General features: G+C 63.6%; 19 protein-coding genes. All 19 read right to left on the minus strand.

Annotation, left to right across the window (positions count from 1 at the left end):
* Positions 1-954, minus strand: coding sequence for an acetyl-CoA carboxylase, carboxyltransferase subunit beta (accD, locus tag K5658_RS12110; protein WP_221063391.1), 954 nt, complete (start codon positions 952-954; stop codon positions 1-3).
* Positions 955-975: 21 nt separating this feature from the next.
* Complete coding sequence (gene trpA / locus K5658_RS12115) at positions 976-1,788, minus strand: tryptophan synthase subunit alpha (RefSeq protein ID WP_221063392.1); 813 nt, start codon at positions 1,786-1,788, stop codon at positions 976-978.
* Positions 1,785-2,990, minus strand: a complete 1,206-nt coding sequence (gene trpB / locus K5658_RS12120) for a tryptophan synthase subunit beta (protein WP_221063393.1) — start codon at positions 2,988-2,990, stop codon at positions 1,785-1,787. The genes trpA and trpB overlap by 4 nt, the downstream gene beginning before the upstream one ends.
* Positions 2,971-3,633 carry a phosphoribosylanthranilate isomerase gene (locus K5658_RS12125; RefSeq protein WP_221066975.1) on the minus strand — a complete coding sequence of 221 codons (663 nt, stop codon included), beginning with the start codon at positions 3,631-3,633 and terminating at the stop codon, positions 2,971-2,973. The genes trpB and K5658_RS12125 overlap by 20 nt, the downstream gene beginning before the upstream one ends.
* Before the next feature lie 5 nt (positions 3,634-3,638).
* Positions 3,639-4,454 carry a tRNA pseudouridine(38-40) synthase TruA gene (truA, locus tag K5658_RS12130; protein WP_221063394.1) on the minus strand — a complete coding sequence of 272 codons (816 nt, stop codon included), beginning with the start codon at positions 4,452-4,454 and terminating at the stop codon, positions 3,639-3,641.
* A gap of 208 nt (positions 4,455-4,662) precedes the next feature.
* Positions 4,663-5,334, minus strand: coding sequence for a PEP-CTERM sorting domain-containing protein (locus K5658_RS12135; RefSeq protein ID WP_221063395.1), 672 nt, complete (start codon positions 5,332-5,334; stop codon positions 4,663-4,665).
* Positions 5,335-5,654: 320 nt separating this feature from the next.
* A complete protein-coding gene (locus K5658_RS12140) occupies positions 5,655-6,278 on the minus strand; it encodes a urate hydroxylase PuuD (RefSeq protein WP_221063396.1) in 624 nt (207 codons plus the stop codon).
* A 180-nt stretch (positions 6,279-6,458) separates the two neighbouring features.
* Complete coding sequence (locus K5658_RS12145) at positions 6,459-7,595, minus strand: calcium:cation antiporter (protein ID WP_246628434.1); 1,137 nt, start codon at positions 7,593-7,595, stop codon at positions 6,459-6,461.
* Positions 7,596-7,598: 3 nt separating this feature from the next.
* Positions 7,599-9,488 carry an ATP-binding cassette domain-containing protein gene (locus K5658_RS12150; protein WP_221063397.1) on the minus strand — a complete coding sequence of 630 codons (1,890 nt, stop codon included), beginning with the start codon at positions 9,486-9,488 and terminating at the stop codon, positions 7,599-7,601.
* An 86-nt stretch (positions 9,489-9,574) separates the two neighbouring features.
* Positions 9,575-12,004: a nucleotidyl cyclase domain-containing protein gene (locus K5658_RS12155; protein WP_221063398.1), complete on the minus strand. Its 2,430-nt coding sequence runs from the start codon at positions 12,002-12,004 to the stop codon at positions 9,575-9,577.
* A 253-nt stretch (positions 12,005-12,257) separates the two neighbouring features.
* Complete coding sequence (locus K5658_RS12160) at positions 12,258-13,568, minus strand: citrate synthase (protein WP_221063399.1); 1,311 nt, start codon at positions 13,566-13,568, stop codon at positions 12,258-12,260.
* A 255-nt stretch (positions 13,569-13,823) separates the two neighbouring features.
* A complete protein-coding gene (locus K5658_RS12165; RefSeq protein WP_221063400.1) occupies positions 13,824-14,219 on the minus strand; it encodes a protein YgfX in 396 nt (131 codons plus the stop codon).
* 13 nt (positions 14,220-14,232) lie between these two features.
* Positions 14,233-14,478: an FAD assembly factor SdhE gene (locus tag K5658_RS12170; protein WP_221063401.1), complete on the minus strand. Its 246-nt coding sequence runs from the start codon at positions 14,476-14,478 to the stop codon at positions 14,233-14,235.
* Positions 14,479-14,481: 3 nt separating this feature from the next.
* Positions 14,482-15,264: a succinate dehydrogenase iron-sulfur subunit gene (locus tag K5658_RS12175; RefSeq protein ID WP_221063402.1), complete on the minus strand. Its 783-nt coding sequence runs from the start codon at positions 15,262-15,264 to the stop codon at positions 14,482-14,484.
* 43 nt (positions 15,265-15,307) lie between these two features.
* Entirely contained in the window at positions 15,308-17,095 is a 1,788-nt protein-coding gene (sdhA, locus tag K5658_RS12180; protein ID WP_221063403.1) for a succinate dehydrogenase flavoprotein subunit, read from the minus strand.
* Position 17,096: 1 nt separating this feature from the next.
* Positions 17,097-17,477: a succinate dehydrogenase, hydrophobic membrane anchor protein gene (gene sdhD / locus K5658_RS12185; protein WP_221063404.1), complete on the minus strand. Its 381-nt coding sequence runs from the start codon at positions 17,475-17,477 to the stop codon at positions 17,097-17,099.
* A gap of 40 nt (positions 17,478-17,517) precedes the next feature.
* The gene (sdhC, locus tag K5658_RS12190) at positions 17,518-17,898 is read right to left on the minus strand and encodes a succinate dehydrogenase, cytochrome b556 subunit (protein WP_221063405.1); all 381 of its coding nucleotides are present in this window, start codon (positions 17,896-17,898) and stop codon (positions 17,518-17,520) included.
* A 55-nt stretch (positions 17,899-17,953) separates the two neighbouring features.
* Positions 17,954-18,118, minus strand: coding sequence for a DUF1674 domain-containing protein (locus K5658_RS12195; protein WP_221063406.1), 165 nt, complete (start codon positions 18,116-18,118; stop codon positions 17,954-17,956).
* 296 nt (positions 18,119-18,414) lie between these two features.
* Positions 18,415-19,965, minus strand: coding sequence for an NCS2 family permease (locus K5658_RS12200; protein WP_221063407.1), 1,551 nt, complete (start codon positions 19,963-19,965; stop codon positions 18,415-18,417).
* Positions 19,966-19,975 lie beyond the last annotated feature (10 nt).

Raw genomic sequence — 19,975 nt, forward strand, 5'->3', positions numbered from 1 at the left:
TTAAACGTCGCCTTGGGGTTCGCCACTGGGCAGCGGCGCATCGGTGGCGACTATTTCGGGCTTGGGTTCTTCGACCACGGGCGGCTTTTGCGCCACGGACGGCCTGCCGGTCATCAAGAGGTCGAGTAAGGCCGCGATCTTGCCGCGCATTTCGCGGCGGTCCACGATCATGTCCAGGGCCCCGTGTTCCAGCAGGAATTCGCTACGCTGGAAGCCTTCCGGCAGTTTCTCGCGCACGGTCTGCTCGATCACCCTGGGCCCCGCGAAACCGATCAAGGCACCCGGCTCGCCGATATTGATATCGCCCAGCATCGCCAAGCTGGCCGACACCCCGCCCATGGTGGGATCGGTCAGCACCGAAATGAACGGCAAACCGGCGGCGGCGAGTTTGGCCAAGGCGGCGCTGGTCTTCGCCATCTGGAACAAGGACAGCAAGGATTCCTGCATCCGCGCCCCGCCACTGGCGCTGAACACCACCAAAGGCATCCCGTGGGCCAGACAATGATTGACCCCGCGCACGAAGCGCTCGCCCACCACCGACCCCATGGACCCGGCCATGAAATCGAAATTGAAGGCGGCGGCGACCACGGGACGCCCTTCCAACTGCCCGGCGACCACGCTCAACGCATCCTTTTCGCCTGTGGCTTTCTGGGCCTGGGACAGGCGGTCCTTGTATTTCTTGCTATCGCGGAACTTCAAAGGATCGAGCGGGGCGAGGTTCTCGCCGAGTTCCAAGCGGTTCCCTGGGTCGAGGAACAGGTGCAGGCGCTTCTTGCTACCGATCCGCATGTGATGGCTGCACTTGGGGCAGACTTCGAGGTTCCGCTCCACCTCCGAGCGATAGAGGATGGCATTGCAACTCGGGCATTTGCTCCACAATCCTTCCGGCACCGTGCTTTTGGTAGAGGCTTCCGTGCGGATTTTCGAAGGAACAAGTTTGTGAAACCAGCTCAAGGGGTTGACTCTCGTGTGGGTTTAGGAAGAGGCGGCGTCCATCGCAGAGCGCATGGATTGCAGCAAGGCGACGATCTCGGCCAGGGCACGGTCGGTTTGGTTTCCGGCGGCTTCGATCTTGCCGACCAGGGCGCTACCCACGACCACGGCATCGGCGAAGGCGGCGATGGCGGCGGCGATTTGGGCATCCTTCACGCCGAAGCCCACGCCGACCGGCAGCTGGGTCAGCGCCTTGATTTCGGCCAGCTTGCGCTCGACCTCGCCCAAGTCCATATGGGAAGCGCCGGTCACGCCTTTCAGCGAAACATAATAGAGATAGCCGCGGCCCAATTGGCCCATCTTGCGGATGCGCTCTTCGGTGCTATTCGGGGCCAGGAGATAGATGGGATCGATGCCCGCCTCGTGCAACAAGGGCAGCAATTCGGAGGATTCCTCGGGCGGCAGATCGACGGTGAGGACGCCATCGACCCCGGCTTCCTTGGCTTGTTCCACGAAGGCGGCATAGCCCATGGCCTCGATGGGGTTGAGATAACCCATCAGCACCACGGGGGTTTCGGCGTCCTGGGCGCGGAATTCACGGACCAGGCCCAACACCCGGCGCAGGCCCATCTTGTGGACCAGGGCGCGTTCGCTGGCCTTCTGGATCACCGGGCCGTCGGCCATGGGGTCGGAGAACGGCACGCCCAGTTCGATGATATCGGCCCCGGCCTCGACCATGGCATGGAGCGCCGGGACGGTGAATTCCGGGGTGGGATCGCCCGCCGTGATGAACGGGATGAGCGCCTTGCGCTGGGCTTGTCGCAATGCCTCGAATTTGGCGGTCAGGCGGCTCACAGGCTGATTCCCTCGCGTTGGGCTATGGTGTTGATGTCTTTGTCGCCGCGCCCGGAGAGGTTCACCAGGATTTGCTGGTCCTTAGCCATGGTGGGCGCGAGTTTCATGGCGTAGGCGACGGCGTGGCTGGATTCCAAGGCCGGGATGATGCCTTCCATCCGGGTCAGGGTGTGGAACCCCACCATCGCTTCGCTATCGGTGATGCTGACGTAATTGGCTCTCCCTGAATCCTTGAGCCAGGCGTGTTCCGGGCCGACACCGGGATAATCCAACCCCGCCGAAATCGAGTGGGTTTCGATGATTTCGCCGTCCTCGTCTTCCATCAGATAGGTACGGTTGCCGTGCAGCACGCCGGGACGCCCCGCGCTCAAGGGCGCGGAATGGCGGCCGGTTTCGATGCCGTCGCCCGCCGCCTCGACGCCGTACATCGCGATGTCCTTGTCGTCGATGAAGGGATAGAACAAGCCGATGGCATTAGAACCACCGCCGACGCAGGCGACCAAGGCATCGGCTTGGCGTCCGGTCATTTCCTGCATTTGCTGGCGGGCTTCGCGGCCAATCACGGCCTGGAAATCGCGCACCATGGCGGGATAGGGGTGCGGCCCTGCGACCGTGCCGATGATGTAGAAGGTGTTATCGACATTGGTGACCCAGTCGCGCAGCGCTTCGTTGAGCGCGTCCTTCAAGGTCTTGGAGCCGGATTCGACCGGCACCACGGTCGCGCCCAGGAGCTTCATCCTGAGGACGTTGGGCGCTTGCCGGGCCACGTCCACCGAGCCCATGTAGACCACGCATTCGAGGCCCAAGCGCGCCGCCACGGTGGCGGTCGCGACGCCGTGCTGGCCCGCGCCGGTCTCGGCGATGATGCGGGTTTTGCCCATGCGCTTGGCGAGCAGGGCTTGGCCGACGGTGTTGTTGACCTTGTGCGCCCCGGTGTGGTTGAGGTCTTCGCGCTTGAGGAAAATCTGCGCCCCGCCCAGATGGCGGCTCAGCCGCTCGGCATGGTAGATGGGCGAAGGTCTGCCGACATAATGCTTGAGGTCGTAGTCGAGCTCGGCCAGGAATTCCGGGTCCTGCATGTAGCGGTGATAAGCCCGGTTCAGCTCATCGATGGGGTACATGAGGGTCTCGGCCACGAACACGCCGCCGTAGGGACCGAAATGGCCGCGTTCGTCGGGTAGGTTATAAGCTTCCGTCGGCATATTGTTTACTATCGAATAGGTGTACTTCTTGGATGAACGCCGCCATCTTGGCGGCGTCCTTGATTCCCTTCCCCGCTTCCACTCCGCTCGATACATCGAGCGCATAGGGCCGCACCGTCCGCAAGGCTTCCGCCACATTGCCGGGGGTCAAGCCGCCCGCCAGCGTCAGGGTCGCGGCGAACTCCGCCGGGATCAAGCCCCAGTCGAAGCGGTCGCCGGTGCCGCCCTGGGCGTCCGGGTGCCAAGCGTCCAACAGGATGCCGGAAGCCGCCCGATACTTCGCCACCGTGGACACGAGGTCCAAACCCGGCTTCATGCGGATGGCCTTGATGTAAGGCTTGGCGAACGCCCCGCAGTAGCCGGCGTCCTCGTCGCCATGGAACTGGAGCAAATCGATCCGCACCGCCCCGAGGACTTCCGCCACCCGCGCCGCCGCCGCGTCCACGAACAAACCGACCACGGTGATGAAAGGCGGGAGTTCCGCCACGATGGCCTGGGCCCGCTCAATATCCACATGGCGCGGGCTGGGCGGATAGAACACCAAACCCAGGGCATCCGCACCCAAACGCACGGCGGCCAGGGCATCTTGGGGTCGGGTGAAGCCGCAGATTTTAACGCGAGTTCGGTGGAAGGGGTACGGGATTTTGTTCACTCGCGGTCCGGGGTATAGCGGCGGGCATGGGCGGGAAGGTGCTGGAAAATGGGATGGCGGGCGATGCCGAACGGCTCGGGGTAGCAAATGCCGCCCAAGTATAAGCCATCGGCCGGGGCCGTCACACCGCCCTGGGCGCGGTCGCGGGCGGCCAACACCTCCGCCGCCCATTCCGGCGGGCGCTTGCCGGCACCGATCTCGATCAACACCCCGGCGATGTTCCGCACCATATGATGCAGGAAGGCGTTGGCGCAGAGTTCGACCACCACCCTATCGCCGTCCTCGCGCCGCACATGGATGAAATGCATATAGCGGCGGGGACTCTTGGATTGGCAGCCCTGGGCACGGAACGAGGAGAAATCATGATCCCCAATCAGATAATGGGCCGCCGCCTGCATGGCCCCGGCATCCAGGGATGCGGAATGCCAAGTCAGTTGCCGCCGGTGCAGGGCGGATTTCATGGGGCGGTTGAGGATGACGTAGCGGTAATAGCGGGCGATGGCGCTGTAGCGGGCATGGAAATCCTCCACCACCTCGCGCACCCACAAGACGCGCACGTCGTCCGGCAGGTGGGTGTTGGTGCCCATCAGCCAGGAATAGGGCTTGCGCCGGACTTCGGTATCGAAATGTACCACCTGTTCCAAGGCGTGGACCCCGGCGTCGGTACGGCCCGCGCAGACCGCCCGGATCTCGCGGTCGGCGACCCGGCCCAGGGCGGTGTCGAGCGCGGTCTGCACGGTGCGTTTATCGGGTTGCCATTGCCAGCCGGCGAAAGCCGAGCCGTCGTATTCGATGCCTAGGGCGAGACGCATGGGGAAAACAGCGGGGGGACGGGGGCGCTATTGTTCCAGATTGGGCGGGTGGGCGGAAGCGGCATCAAGAATGGGCGTGGTATCCAGCCCAGCGCATCGGGGGCGCGGGTGGCTTTCCGGCCACGACGGAAAACCCCTGGACGGCGGCGCGGAATCCCGCGCCGCCGTCCAGGGGCCAAGTGGAACGCCAGTGCGTGGCTTTTCGGAATCAGGCCAGGGCGAGGCCCAAGCCGCGCCGCTTGTTGAACCCCAAGCCGGCCAACCCCAAGCCCATCAGGTAGAGGGTGGCGGGTACCGGGACTTCCGAACCGCTGCCGCCGCCACTGCCGGCGTAACCGACCGGATCGCTGAAGAGGACGACATAATCCCTGGGGGATAAATAACCGGTTTGGGACTCGAACAACTCGGGGTCGCTAAAGCCAGCGGCGTTGGCCACGATGTCGGACACAAGGGCATTGAGATCGGCGGGGCTGTTGTCAAGGTTCGCGCCGGAAAAATCAATCGCGATCAGATAGTCGCCCGCCCCCAGGGTTAAGCTGCCCGAACCCAGGGAGGAGGTACTATTCGACCCGACGATATACCCCCCCGCCTCCAACGCCCCGGTACCGTCGTCGAATATATAGGCGTCCGCGTAGAAACCATCGCCGCCGACACTGACCGTCAAGCTACCGCCACCGAAATGGAACCGATAGGCATCGAGATAATCGCCGGGGCCGAGTTGGCCGTCGACTTCGATATTGGGCGGTGTGATGTTTCTGGGGGAACCGGAAGCCAGCGGCCCCGCATCGCCGCCGGTGCTTTCGAGGAAGGGGGTGGCATGGGCCGCCTGGGTCGATAGCAACAAGCCCGCCGCTATCAGGCTAGTGAGCAAATTTTTCATGGTTGCCGTTCTTTGATAAGGATTGGGAAGCAAGGGTTGTGTGGTTTTTCGGGGACCGGGATATTCCCACGGCCCGCAACCGCTCAAAGCGATCCCACAGAGGAAGCCACCAACCCATTGTAATCAAAGGCAGTTACGATTGATACACCTACCCCAACGATTCTGTAAAAACGTAAAATATAGCGACACCCCACCCCCAGTCAGCACGGCAAGCACACCCAGAAAACGTGACGCTCCTCACAATCCGGGCCAGGATGGCGGACATCCCGCCCATAAAAAAGGCGCGGAACCATAGCCCCGCGCCCGCCCCTACGGACCGGTCAGGCGATATTCTGCGCCGCGACCATGAAATACAGCATCGGGATCGAGAACATGGTGTTGAACCGGCTGGTCAACATCGCGGTGCGGGCCGCGGCCTTCTTCTCGTCGTCGGTGGCCGGGACCAGGCCCAGCGCCTTTTGCTGGTTGGGCCAGATGATGTTCCAGACGTTATAGGCCATGAACAGCGCCAACCACATGCCGAGACCGATATAGGTGGTCCGGCCCCCTTGGAACTTGCCCAGCAGCAAGGCATCCAGCAGGTAGCTGTTGAGCAGGGCCAGCACGACACCGGTGACCACGGTGGCCAGCGCCGCGTAACGGAACCAGAACAGCGCGGTCGGGGCGATGACCTTGCCGATGGCCGGTTTCTGTTCGTCGGGAATCTTGGGCATGGAGGGGATTTGCACGAAATTGAAATACCAGAGCAGGCCGATCCACATCACCCCCGAAATGACATGCAGCCAGCGGAACAGGAAGGCGGTCCAGTTCAGGTCCAGCCGCACGCTGCCGGTGGCGAGCGCCAGCACCGCGCACAGCCCGGCCCCGAACAAGAGGGCGCGTTCCAGTTTGTCCAAACCAAAACCGGCCAGTTTGTCGATCAGTTTCAACATGAGATTACGCATGGATATCCTCCTCATAATGTGTTTTTGGGATGATGTGCCTGGGGATAGGTCGAGCAGGCGTGACACAGGGTATGCCCTTGCGGAGCACGAAGCAAACCCATAACGGTGGTTCTGGAATCCAAAGCCGACTTTGGACAAACCCCGTCATCGCCACGGCAAGCCTTGGACTCCAACAAGCCTTCAGGGATAGAAAATGAAGAACAGGTAGGCGACGAACAGCATCAGGTGCGCCTGCCCCTGCAAGATGGTGGCGCGTCCGCTGACCAGGGTGATGAGCAGCACCAAGAGGCTGGCGTAGAGCAAGGTGGGATCGATGCCTTCCAGCCCCAGTTCCAGGGTGTGGTTGGACAGGCTGGCGGCGATCAAGACGGTGGGCACGGTCAGGGCGATGGTGCTGAGGGCCGAACCCAGGCAGATGTTCACCGCCCGCTGCATCCGGTTGGCCAGCGCGGCCCGCAACGCTCCCAAGCCCTCCGGGGCCAACACCAGGCCCGACACCACCAAGCCGCCCAAGGCTCCCGGCGCATGCAAGGTTTCGATGCCGAAATCGATGAAGCCGCCCAGATGCTCGGCCAGCAACACGATGGGCACCACCGACAACAGCAACCCCGCCGCCGACCGGGCGATATCGCCGGGCCCGGCGGGCAGTTTATGCACGGGTTTCTCGCCCAGGTTGTCGTCGAAGCCGTTTTGCTGGGTATTGAACGGATGGTCGAACAGCGAGCGGTGCCTGCCGGTTTGCAACAACAGGAAACCGGCGTAGACCAGAACGCACAGCGCCCCCAGGAAGCCCTCCTGTTGCGGGGCGAGGGTGTGGCCCGCCGAGGACCGGCTGTAGTTCGGCATGACCAGCAGCACCAGGGACAGGGGCGCGATCAAATGCAGGAACGACAGCGCCCCCCGCAGGTTGAACTCCTGCTCCAGATGCCGCCAACCGCCCGCCGCCAAAGACAAACCCACCAGCCCATTGAGCAGGACCATCAGGGTCGCGAACACGGTATCGCGCAACAAAGTGGGGTTCTGCTGGCCGGTCAACATGATCATCAGCATCAGGCTGACCTCGATGGCGGTGGCCGAGAGGGTCAGGACCAGGGTGCCCAGGGGTTCGCCCAAGATATCGGCCAGATGGTCGGCATGGCGCACCACGGTGAACACGCAGCCCAACATGGCGGCGAACACCCCGAGCGCGATGGCCGCCGTCCAGCCCAGGCCGATTCGGTGCGGGTCCAGGCTGGGGGCCAGGATGAACGCCAGCCAGACCAGCCAGCAGGTCAGGGTGTAGGCGTGGCGGGAGAGGAAATCGCTCGCTATCCGCACGGCCTATCCCGCCGCTTCCCGCAAAGCCTCCAAGGCTTCCCAGCGCTCGTAGGCCAGGGCCAAGCCTTGCTCCAACTCGGCCATCCGCGCCTGGGCCTGGGTGATGGCGTCCCGGCTTTGCTGGTAGAAACCGGGATCGGCCATGCGCTGGTTCAACGCGGCGATTTCGGTTTCCAAATCCTCGATTTTCCCGGGCAAGCCTTCCAATTCCTTTTGCTCCTTGAAGCTCATTTTCTTGGATTTGGCGGGCGCGGCGGTTTTTTCGGGAGCGGGCTTGGCCGGGGATGGGGCCGCCACCGACGCGGGCCTTTGCCGCAACCAATCGTCGTAGCCCCCCACATACTCGTTGACCTTGCCATCGCCCTCGAACACCAAGACGCTGGTCACCAGATTGTTGAGGAAGGCGCGGTCGTGGCTGACCACCAACACCGTGCCGTTGAACTCGGTCAAAAGCTCTTCCAGCAAGTCCAGGGTGTCGGCGTCGAGGTCGTTGGTGGGTTCGTCCAGCACCAGCAGATTGGCCGGCTGGGTGAACAAGCGGGCCAGGAGCAGCCGGTTGCGCTCGCCGCCCGACAGAGATTTCACCGGCTGGCGGGCGCGGTCGGGGCTGAACAGGAAATCCCTGAGATAGCCGATGGCGTGGGTGTTGCGGCCATTGATAGTGACCCGGTCGCTGCCCTGGGCCACGTTGTCGATCACCGAAGCCTCCTCGTCCAACTGGGCGCGGTATTGGTCGAAATAGGCGATTTCCAGGTTCGTACCCAGCTTGATCTTGCCACTGGTGGGTTGTAATTGACCCAGGATCAGGCGCAGCAAGGTGGTCTTGCCACAGCCGTTGGGACCGATGATGCCGATCTTATCGCCGCGCAGGAGGGTGGCCGAGAAATCGCGCACGATGGTACGGTCCGCGTAGCCGAAACCCACGTTCTCGGCCTCGGCCACCAACTTGCCGGAACGCTCGGCCTGCTGCACCAGCATATTGACCTGCCCCACCCTGGTCCGCCGCTCGCCGCGCTCTTTCCGCATCTCCACCAAGCGCTTGACCCGGCCCATGTCGCGGGTACGGCGGGCCTTGATCCCGGTGCGGATCCACACCTCCTCCTGGGCCAGTTTCTTGTCGAACTCGGCCTCCTGCTTGGCCTCGGCCTCCAACAGTTCCTCCTTGCGGCGCAGATAGGTCGGGTAATCCCCTGGGAAATCGGTGAGCCGACCCCGGTCCAGTTCGATGATGCGGGTGGCGAGCTTTTGCAGGAACACCCGGTCGTGGGTGATGAAGATCAAGGTGCCGGGCCAACCCAGCAGGAATTCCTCCAGCCAGAGGATGGCGTCGAGGTCGAGATGGTTGGTGGGTTCGTCCAGCAGCAGCACATCGGGCTGGGTGGCCAAGGCCCGCGCCAACAACACCCGCCGCTTCAAGCCGCCCGACAAAGAGGCGATATCGTCGTCGCTGGGCAGGCCCAGCCGGGTCAGGAGGTTCTGTATGCGCTGTTCGATATCCCAGGCCCCGGCGGCCTCGATGGCGTGCTGGCAGGCTTCCAACTCGGCCAGGTCGGCGGGGTCCGGTTCGGCCCCGATGCGGTGCGAGAGTTTGTGGAAGCGGCGCAGGGTCGCGCCGATGCCGCCCAGGCCCCCCACCACCACATCGAACACGCTGCCCGAGGTGTCCAGCGGCACCTCCTGGTCCAGCCGCGCCACCCTGGCCCCGTCGGCATAGGCGATATCGCCGTCGTCCGGGCCGATGTCGCGGGACAGCAACTTGAGGAAGGTGGATTTGCCGGTGCCGTTGCGGCCCACCAAGGCCACCCGCTCGCCTTTCTCCACGGAGAAATCGATGCCGTCCAACAGCGGATGGCCGTAGCCGAGATGCACATTGCGTAGGGAAATCAGGGTCATGGGTAATATCGGATGAAGTGGGCGGGAACGGGGAATCCCGGCCCAAGGCTTAAAGGACGGGGATTTTAACATCCCCGGCCCCGGCTTCACTGGTGCGGACCGGCGGCGGTCTCGCGCTGGGACACCAGCCCGGCGGCGACCAGCCGCACCATCAGTTCCTTGGTGACCTGCGGGTCGGTGACGACTTCGTAGAACAAGCGCCCGCCGGTTTCCTCGACATCGGCGTCGTTGCCGATCCACAGCCGCACCGGGGCTTCGCGGATCACCAGCCAATGCATGGCCCCGATCTTGTCGGGATAGCGCCCGACATAGAACAGGCTATTGGGGCTGTATTGAGGAAACCGCGCCTCGATCCGCTGCAAAGCCAGTTCCTTGCATAGCTTGGGAAAGGCCGCCGCGTCCAATTCGATGCCGTTGACGTTGTAGCGCAGCAGGCTGTCGCCGCTGTCCTTCTGCATGATGCCCTGGTTGACCGGCTCGGCCACCTCGACCCCGCGCGGCAACCGCGCCCCGATGCGGGTCTGGCGCAAGGACGCCGCGCAGGACGACAGCCGGTCGGCGCGGTTGATGGCGGCGGAGATCATGATCTCGTGGTCGCCGTCGTAGAGGAAGGCCGGGGCTTCGTCGAGATAGCAAATCCCCAGGCCCAGCTCCAATGGCGGCAAATCATGCTTGCGGTTCTGGGCGTTCTGTAGGTCCACCACGTCCAGGATTTTGCGGGCCAAGCCGGCGGCACGACACACCGACAGCCAATCCTGCGGGGCGCTCTCGTATTCGTAGAGGCTGAGGATGACCGCGTCGCCCTCCACGAACACCTTCTTGGCCCCGAACTTCTCCAACAGGTCGTTGATGGGGGTAAAGAAATTGAGGGTGAAATGGGTGGCGGGATTGAGGTTACGCTTGCGCAATTCCTTGGTGATGCGGCTGGAACCGCGCAAATCGGCCTTGAGGATGGTATGGCCGCAAATATCGTTGGGGTCCTTGACCCGCTCCTCGGGCAGCACGAATTCGTGCAGGCTGCGGTTGCTGCGCGATAGCTCGATATGCGACGGCTGCTCCAACAGGTTGATCTGGTCCATGATCCAGAAGGCGCGATGGGCCAGCTTGAGGTCGCGCCGCAAGCGGGCGAAGCGCACCATGAAATCGGCCACGCATTTCTCGCGCTCGGGCTGGCCGCGGCGGCGCAGGCCGGTTTTGCTGTGTTCCAGCCGCTTGATGGCGGCATCGACATCGGCGATGCCCTTGATATGGGCCAAACGCTTGCCCATCGCCACGCGGGTGATATCGCCTTCCAGGTACTCGATGATCATCCGCACCGGCACCTGTCCGCCCAGTTGCTCGAACACCGCCGGGGCTTCGTACAAGGCGTAGACCCGCTCCAACAAGCCGATGGAGCGGAAGCGCAACTGGGCCTCCCGCGCCAGTTGGAGCCGGAAAGCCATGTGGTATTGGGGTTGGGGCGAAGGCGGGTCCAGCAACAGGCTGCTTTCATCGGCGCGGTCCAGGGCTTCGGGCTCCTCGCCCTCGATGGAGAGGAGGCGCTTGAAATTGCCGGGGTCGTCCAGCCAACTGGTGCGGCCCTGGGCGTATTCCTCCTCGCGCAAGGCCCGGTCCAGCAGCAAATCCACATCCAGGAAGCCGGGCAGGTTGCCCTGGTCCAGCCTGAGGCGCGAGCCGAACCTGGCGCTGGCCGCCGCTTCCGGCAAGGCGTCCGTGGGCAGCGGGGGCTGGGTCCATTCCGGCAGGTAATCGGCGAACAAGCCGGTGATGACCTGGTTGATCTCGGCGAATTCGCCCAGGTTGTCGCGCCGCCCGCCGACCGGCGGATAGTGCTTGACCAATTGCTCGTCCTGCCAGGGACTCGGCAACAGCAGGATGGGATTGAACAAAATTTCACGCGGCACCGGCCAGGAACGCCCGAGCAAGGATTTGCGGCGCTTGGCCAGCACCCCCGCTTCGACCTTCAACACCTGCCCGAACAGGTTCTGCGCCACCCGGTGGTGGATTTGCGGCATCTCGCGGGACAGGGCCGCCAATTGGTCGTAGATGCGCATGGCCTTGCCGCCGCCGCATTCCTGGTAGCCGCGCTCCTGGTGGAGCCCGTCGCGGAAATTCCGCAATTCCGCCCCGACCAGCACCAACAGGAATTTGAACAGGGCGAACTGGGCGAGTTGTATCGGCTCGCGCTGGCTGGCCTTGCGGGCCACGCCCAGGGCCGCATCCATCAACTCGGCATAGTGCCTCAAGAAGGCATCGACGGTTTTGGGGGTGGGCGGGGCGATCCATTTGGATTTCCAGCCCAGGTTTTCGTTGGCGTCGTGTTCTATGGACTGGCGGACCAGGCGGACGGCGGCGTCGGCGAATTTCGGACTCAGCATCACATCGATATGGACGTTATCGATGCCCTTGTTGAAACGGTCGAGCTTGAAGCGGAACGGCGGGGGCGCCGCCAAGGGGGCGACGAGCTTCCCGGTATCCGGCTTCTGCTTCAAGAAAAAATCGAATCCGAACAACATGCCTGGGGTCGTCGTCGTTGAGGGAGTGGATGGGTTCCGTGACCGGCCCATTCCCGCGCCGCTCCGGGGCGGACGTCCACTATATCGCAGAAGGAATTGCCGTTACGCGGGAACCGTACAAGAAACATGGACCTATACACAAGCCGCTAGTGTAACAGGCGACATGGTCGGTGATGGCGAAATCGCGCAAGCGGCACAAACGAAAACACGGCCCGCGGGCCGTGTTTCCAGGGGGAAAACCCAGCGCCCGGCCCTATTCGGGGCTGGCGGGCGGGCGGCGGCGGTTGATCGGCACGTAGGCGCGTTGCGGCGAACCCACGTAGATTTGCCGGGGCCGGGCGATCCTGGTGCCGGGTTCCTCGATCATCTCCTTCCAATGGGCGATCCAGCCCGGCAGGCGGCCGAGCGCGAACATCACCGTGAACATATTGGTGGGGATGCCCATGGCGCGGTAGACGATGCCGGAATAGAAATCCACGTTCGGATACAGCTTGCGCTCGATGAAATAGGGATCGGTGAGGGCGGCTTCTTCCAAGCCCTTGGCGATTTCCAGGATGGGATCGTTGATGCCGAGTTGGTCCAAGAGTTCGTCGCAGTGTTTCTTGATGATCTGCGCCCTGGGGTCGTAGTTCTTGTAGACCCGATGGCCGAAGCCCATCAGGCGGAAGGGATCGTTCTTGTCCTTGGCCTTGTCGATGTATTTCTTGTAATTGCAACCGTCCTTGGCGATGTCCTCCAGCATCTCGATCACCATCTGGTTGGCCCCGCCATGCAGCGGCCCCCACAGGGCGCAGATGCCCGCCGAAATCGCCGCGAACAGATTGGCCTTGGACGAACCCACCATGCGCACGGTCGAGGTCGAGCAATTCTGCTCGTGGTCGGCGTGGATGATGAACAACACGTCCAAAGCCTTGCGGATCACCTCGTCCACTTCGTAGTCTTCCACCGGGTTGGTGAACATCATATGCAGGAAGTTGGCGACATAATCCAGCTTGGGCTTGGTATAGACGAAGGCCTCGCCCACCGAGCGCTTATAGGCGAAAGCCGCCAGCACCCGCACCTTGGACAACAGGCGGGTGATGGTCTGGCTCATTTCCTTGGGGGTGGGATCGGACTTGAGCAATTCCGGGTGATAGACCGACAACGAGCAGACCATGGCCGAGAGGATCGCCATCGGGTGGGCATGGCCGGGATAGGCGGTGAAGAAGCTCTTCATGTCCTCGTGGATCAGGGAATGGTGTTGCACCTTGTCCTTGAACCGGGTGAATTGCTCGGGGGTGGGCAGTTCGCCGTAGATCAGGAGATAGCTCACCTCCATGAAGGTGGACTTCTCGCACAGTTCGGCGATGTCGTAACCCCGGTAGCGCAGGATACCCTGGTCGCCATCGATATAGGTGATGGCGGATTTGCAGGAGCCGGTGTTGCCATAGCTGGGGTCCAGGGTGACGTAGCCGGTGGAGGAAAACAGCTTGCTGATATCGATGCCCTTTTCCTGCTCGGTGCCGACGATGATGGGCGCTTCGACGATTTGGCCTTCCAGTTCGATTTTCGCTATTTGTGACATGGCTGATTGACCTCTCTTGCCGGGATTGAGCTTCGCCGGAGTGTAACGACAACCCGCCAGGCTAGGCTAGCCCGGCGGAACGATGGGATTCCGGGAACGGGGCCCCGGACGGAAACCGGGCCGATAGTACGGGAAAAGCCGGAGCGCCCGGAAATCAAGCCCCATGATCCGGCCAGCACGGACCCAAGGGCGGAATTGCCTGATCTTGGGCGGATTTTGGTCCAACTTGGCCGGGGACGCGGAAACAGTATATTTTCAGCCGCCCGCCCCGTCGGGCCGACGCCAGTTCCCGCAACGCAAACCCACCCGCAAACGCCGGAACGCTTCCGCGTCCACGGCGTCGCGGACTATGGGAATCGCCAGCAAGCGCCCGTCCAGGGTCCGCAGGCGCAGGATCACAATCCAGGCCGTGACCACGCAACCCCCGGCCAGCGTCCCCCCGACCGGCCCGGCGCGGCCCGAAACCACGACCGTCCCCTCCCCGTCCAATACGATTTCCCGCACCCGCGGCATCACTCCGTAATCCCGGCGCACGGCGCGATAACTCAAAGCGACGGCGGATAGCAGCGGCGGTTTGGCCCACCACGGCAGGCCGTTCGCCACGGCGCACCCCCCGGCCAGGAGATGCAGGGCCGCGAGGAGGCCCAGCAACCGCCGGGACGGTTCAAGCCGGAGAGGAAGGGAGGTTCTGGAGTTTGCGGATGAGGACGGCAAGCTCGGCCTCCTCGGGCAAGGGACCGCCGCCGAGATAATGCCAAAGCTCGTCGTCCTGGAGTTCCAGCAAGCGCTGGAACGCCCGCTGCTCGGCGGGCGGGGCGGCCGCGTAGCTTTGGGCCAGATAGCGCCCGATCAGGAGATCGAGTTCGCGCATCCCGCGCCGACACAGCCAGCGCTGCCTCGCCGAGAGCATGGGCTAGCGCTGGCGTTCGACCAGCAGTTTCTTGATCTCGGCGATGGCCTTGGCCGGGTTCAAGGATTTGGGGCAGGTGTCGGTGCAGTTCATGATGGTATGGCAGCGGTAGAGCTTGAACGGGTCTTCCAGGGCGTCCAAACGCTCGCCGGTGAATTCGTCGCGGCTATCCTGGATCCAGCGCTGGGCTTGGAGCAAGGTGGCGGGACCGAGATAGCGCTCGCTGTTCCACCAATAGCTAGGGCAACTGGTCGAGCAACAGGCGCACAGGATGCAGTCGTACAACCCGTCGAGCTTGGCCCGTTCCTCGCGGCTTTGCGGACGCTCGCGGTCGGCGGGCGGCGGGGTCTGGGTTTGGATCCAGGGCTTGACCGAGGCGTATTGGGCGAAGAAATGGGTCATGTCCGGCACCAAATCCTTCACCACCGGCAAATGCGGCAGCGGGTAGATTTTCACGGTGTCGGCGCAATCTTCGAGCGCCTTGGTGCAGGCCAGGGTGTTGCGCCCGTCGATGTTCATGGCGCAGGAACCACAGACGCCCTCCCGGCAGGAACGCCGGAACGCCAGGGTGCTGTCGATCTCGTTCTTGATCTTGAGGACGGCGTCCAACACCATCGGCCCGCAGCGGTCGAGGTCGATATGGAACACATCCAGGCGCGGGTTGCCGCCGGTCTCGGGATCGTAGCGGTAGACCTCGATGCGGCGGACGCGGGTCGCGCCCTGCGGGGCGGGATAGACCTTGCCGGACTGGACTTGGGAATGCTTGGGGAGGGTGAGTTGGACCATGGTCTTGGATTCGCTCGCTGGGAAAAGCCGGGGAGGGCCGCGCTCAATACACCCGCTTCTTGGGCGGTATCACCGCGACCTCGTCGGTCAGGGTGTACATGTGGACCGGGCGGTAGCCGATGGCGACCTTGTTGTCCGCATCCAGCCACAACAGCGAATGCTTGAGCCAGTTTTCGTCGTCGCGCTCGGGGAAATCCTCCCGCGCATGGCCGCCGCGGCTTTCCTCGCGGTTCAGGGCGCCGGCGATGGTCACCATGGCCTGGCCCAGGAGGTTGTCGAGTTCCAGGGTTTCGGCCAGATCGGTATTCCACACCAGGGAATGGTCCTCGACCTTCACATCCGGGAAAGTGGCCATCACCTGGGCCAGTTGTTCCACTCCTTCGCGCAGCACCTCGCCGGTACGGAACACGCTGGCGTGGTTCTGCATGGTCTTCTGCATCGCGAGGCGGATTTCGGAAGTCTTGAGCGAGCCATTGGCGTGGCGCAGGCGGTCGAAACGGCCCAGTTGCGCCTCCCAGGCGCTCTCCGCCAGCGGCTTGTGCGGTTGGCCGGATCTGATCAGTTCGGCGCAACGGATACCGGCGGCGCGTCCGAACACCACCAAGTCCAGCAGCGAATTGGAGCCCAGGCGGTTGGCCCCATGCACCGAGACGCAAGCCGCCTCGCCGATCGCCATCAATCCCGGTACCACGGTTTCCGGGTTGCCGTCCTTGAGCGTGACCACTTCGCAACGGTAATTGGTGGGGATGCCGCCCATGTTGTAGTGGACGGTCGGCAGCACCGGCATCGGTTCCTTGCGGCAATCGACCCCGGCGAAAATCTTGGCGGTCTCGGCGATGCCGGGCAGGCGCTCGTCGATGATGGCCGGGTCCACATGCTGGATATTCAGATGGATGTAGTCCTTGTCCGGCCCACAGCCCCGGCCCGCGCGGATTTCCATGGTGATGGCCCGGCTCACCACGTCGCGGGAAGCCAAATCCTTGGCATGGGGGGCGTAGCGCTCCATGAAGCGCTCGCCCTCGGAATTGGTGAGATAACCGCCCTCCCCGCGCACGCCTTCGCTGATGAGGCAACCCGCGCCATAGATGCCGGTGGGATGGAATTGCACGAACTCCATATCCTGCAAGGGCAAACCCGCCCTAAGCACCATGCCGTTGCCATCGCCCGTGGTGGTATGGGCGGCGGTGCAGGAGAAATAGGTGCGGCCATAACCGCCGGTCGCCAGGATCACCATATGCGAGCGGAACAGGTGCAGGCTGCCGTCTTCCAAACGCCAAGCCAACACGCCCCGGCACACGCCTTCGTCCATGACCAGGTCGAGGGTGATGTATTCGACGAAGAATTCGACCTCGTGCTTGAGCGATTGCTGATAGAGGGTATGCAGGATGGCGTGGCCGGTCTTGTCGGCGGCGGCGCAGGTGCGCTGGGCGGTGCCTTCGCCGAAGCGGGTGGTCATGCCGCCGAAGGGCCGCTGGTAAATCTTGCCGTTCTCGGTGCGGGAGAACGGCACGCCGTAATGCTCCAGTTCGATCACGGCGGGGATGGCCTCGCGGCACATGTATTCGATGGCGTCCTGGTCGCCCAGCCAGTCCGAACCCTTGACGGTGTCGTACATATGCCAGCGCCAATCGTCCTCGCCCATGTTGCCGAGCGCGGCGCTGATGCCGCCCTGGGCCGCCACCGTGTGGCTGCGGGTCGGGAACACCTTGGTCAGGCAGGCGGTTTTCAAGCCCTTCTCGGCCAGGCCGAGCGCGGCGCGGAGTCCGGCCCCGCCTGCGCCCACCACGACGGCGTCGTAGGTGTGGCGGATGATTTCGTAAGCCTTGGCCATATCAATTCACGAAAAGGATGCGGAAGGTGGCGTAAATCGCCGCCAGCCCGAGGAAATAAAACACCAGTTTGACAGCGAGCAGGGCGAAGATTTTGACCCAATCGGTATGGACGTAGTCTTCGATGATGACTTGCAGCCCCAACACGGCATGGTGGGCGGTGGCGATGATGAAGGACAGCAGCAGCAGGCTGTTCCAGGGGTTTTTAACCCAAGCCAGCACGGCGGCGTGGTCCAGGCCGGGCAGGGCCGCGACCGAGAGCGCGAACCAGAAGGTCAAGGGCACCAGGGCGATGGCGGTGACGCGCTGGCGCCACCATTCATGGGAACCCACGCCCGCCGAACCCAGGCCGCGGGCCTTGGCGAGCGGTGTTTGATAATTCATAGGCAGCCTCGAAGTTGCGTATCCAAGCGGGAATCCGGACCTAGCCGCCGATCCAGGCGGCGAGCATCGCGCCCAGGGTCAGCAGCGCCGAGGCCGCCAGTTCCACATAGCCATAAAATTGCAGGGTGTCGCGCTCCAGGCCATGCACGGTGTCCCAGACCAGATGGCGGACACCATGGCAGAGATGGAAGAACAGCGCGTAAATCCAGCCCCACAACAGCAGCCGCCCCAGGAAGGAATCCAGCAGCGCCTGGGCCAGGGCGTAATGGGAACCGCCCTGCGCCACCGCCATCAGGAACACGACCCACAACACCAAGCCGAGGCTCAACACCACCCCGGTGATCCTGTGGCTGATGGAGAGCAGCGCCGTGAGGGGCAGGCGATAGACTTGGAGGTGCGGCGAGAGGGGACGTTCGCTCATTGTGGCTTTCTTATCAAGGTTACGCAGTAAACACCGCTAGGAAACAGTCGCCGCGCTAGAAGTCGATGCAACGGCCCCCGACTTGCCAATCGCCGTAGCGGGTGGGGTCGGGAGGGGGCGCGGGCTGTGTTGGCCGTGGCGCGGGTTCCGGGGGCCGGGCGGCGGCCCGGTCCGGGACGGGGTCGCCGTCGGTGGGTGGGGATTCGGACTCTGGGGCCATGTCGGGGGTTCCATGGGGGGCTTGGGGTTTTTATACCTTGTGCCCCATCCAATCACAAGCGGGGGGTGGGAAGCATGGATTGTTTCGCGTTGGGGTGGGAAGGTGGGCTTATCGCCCGCCGCGCCGTTGCGGTTTGGTGCCGGGCGTTTCGAGTTGGGCGATATACCGCAATGAAGATGGAAAAATCCAACATGGCAAGCGCCCACATTGCCGAAATGGGGCGATTCTGTGCCAAAAATAGACAGGAAACAACACCCCGCCCCCAGGACGAGACTAACGCCCCGCCCAAAAGCGCCCTACCCAGCCCGCTCCCGATACCGCCAATGGAACCCCAGCAACACCCCCCCGCTCAGCGCATAGCCATAGGCGAAGGCCGGCGCGGCCCCGAAACCGAAATGGTTCGCCACTCCCGAGGGCGTCAAGGTGTAGGCGTGGATCAAACCGAACCAGGCCAAACCCGCCGCCGCGAAGGTCCACACCGCCGCCTTGAGGAAATCGCGTTCGGCGAGATGCGCCAGCACGGCGGCCAGCACCATCGAGGTCAGCATGAACCCCTGGCTCAGGGCGATCAGGCCATGGATGTATAAATCCTGGCCGAACCTGGGCGCGGCGGCGTACAGGCTCGACCCCCCCGCCCGCAAGGCCGTCTCGACCAACAACAAACCCCAGGCCGCCAGCGCCGGCACCAAGCCCAGGCTCACCGCCAAGGCATGGGCGGGCGGCACGGCCTGGAACGCCTGCGCGGTGATGACGATGCCGATCCACAGCAAGATGCCCAGGGCCGCTTCCAAGGGCACGAGCTTGAGCAGCCAAGCATAAGCCCCGACCATGCACAGCAAGGCGATGACCCAGCCGTTCAAGGCCGAATAAGCCGCCCGCGCCCCCATGGCTTTCCAACCCGGATGGCCAATGTAAATCGTGGTGGGGAAGGCGCTGCCGAACAGCGCCGCGACCAAGCTCCCCAAGCCATTCGCCAGCAAAGAAGGCCGGGTTTCGTAGCGGTCGCCCGCCGCCTCGGCGCTTTCCAGGTTTTGCAGGGAGCCGATCAGGTTGAACAAACCCATGGGCACGATCACCGCCAGATAGGACCAAGCCTTGGGACTCGCCAATAAGGCCAGGGCCTCGCCCGGCACCGGCAGCGGCGGATAAAAACCCAGGGCGGGCGTATCGGCCATGGGCTGGAAATCCAGCCAACCCAGCCAGCGCCCGGCCCAGGCCAGCCCGCTGCCCAGCACCATCGCCGCCAAGCCGCCCGGCAACCCGGACGGTGGCCGCAGCCCGGAACCATAGCTGGTCAGGATCAGCATCATCGGCACCAGCCCCAGCGCGGGCGCGGCGAACAACTGGAACACGAAACCCATGGCGATGAAGCCCAGGGCGATCCCGGCCAGGGTCGAGAGCAAGGCGGCGCGGGGCGTGTGGCGGCGCAGCCAATCGCCGCAGAACGCCCCGGCGATTTCCATCAGGGCGTTGAACAAACAGGCGAATAAGCCCACCCGCCACGCCAGTTGGGCATCGCCGGTTTCCCGGTACACCGGCCCCATCACCAGGAACACGAAGGCGAACAGGCTGACCGTGTTAATGCCATAGGGCAAGGCGGTCACATCGTCGCGGCCCGTCCGCGCCATGAGCCGCCGGGCCTGCCAGGCATAGAACAAATTGCCGAACAGGATGGAAAGCCCCGCGCCCGGCAGGATGCGCCCGACCAGCAATTCATCCGGGAAACCGCACACCCCCCGGCACAGCACCGCGATCAGCATGAGTTGCAGTAGGTTGTCGATGAACAGCCCGAAAAAACCGTCCAAATCGCCGCGGGTAAAGCCTTTGAGTCCGAGGATCGCCCCCATCGTTGCCCCC

It is taken from the genome of Methylomagnum ishizawai (genome assembly GCF_019670005.1).
GTDB lineage: Bacteria > Pseudomonadota > Gammaproteobacteria > Methylococcales > Methylococcaceae > Methylomagnum > Methylomagnum ishizawai.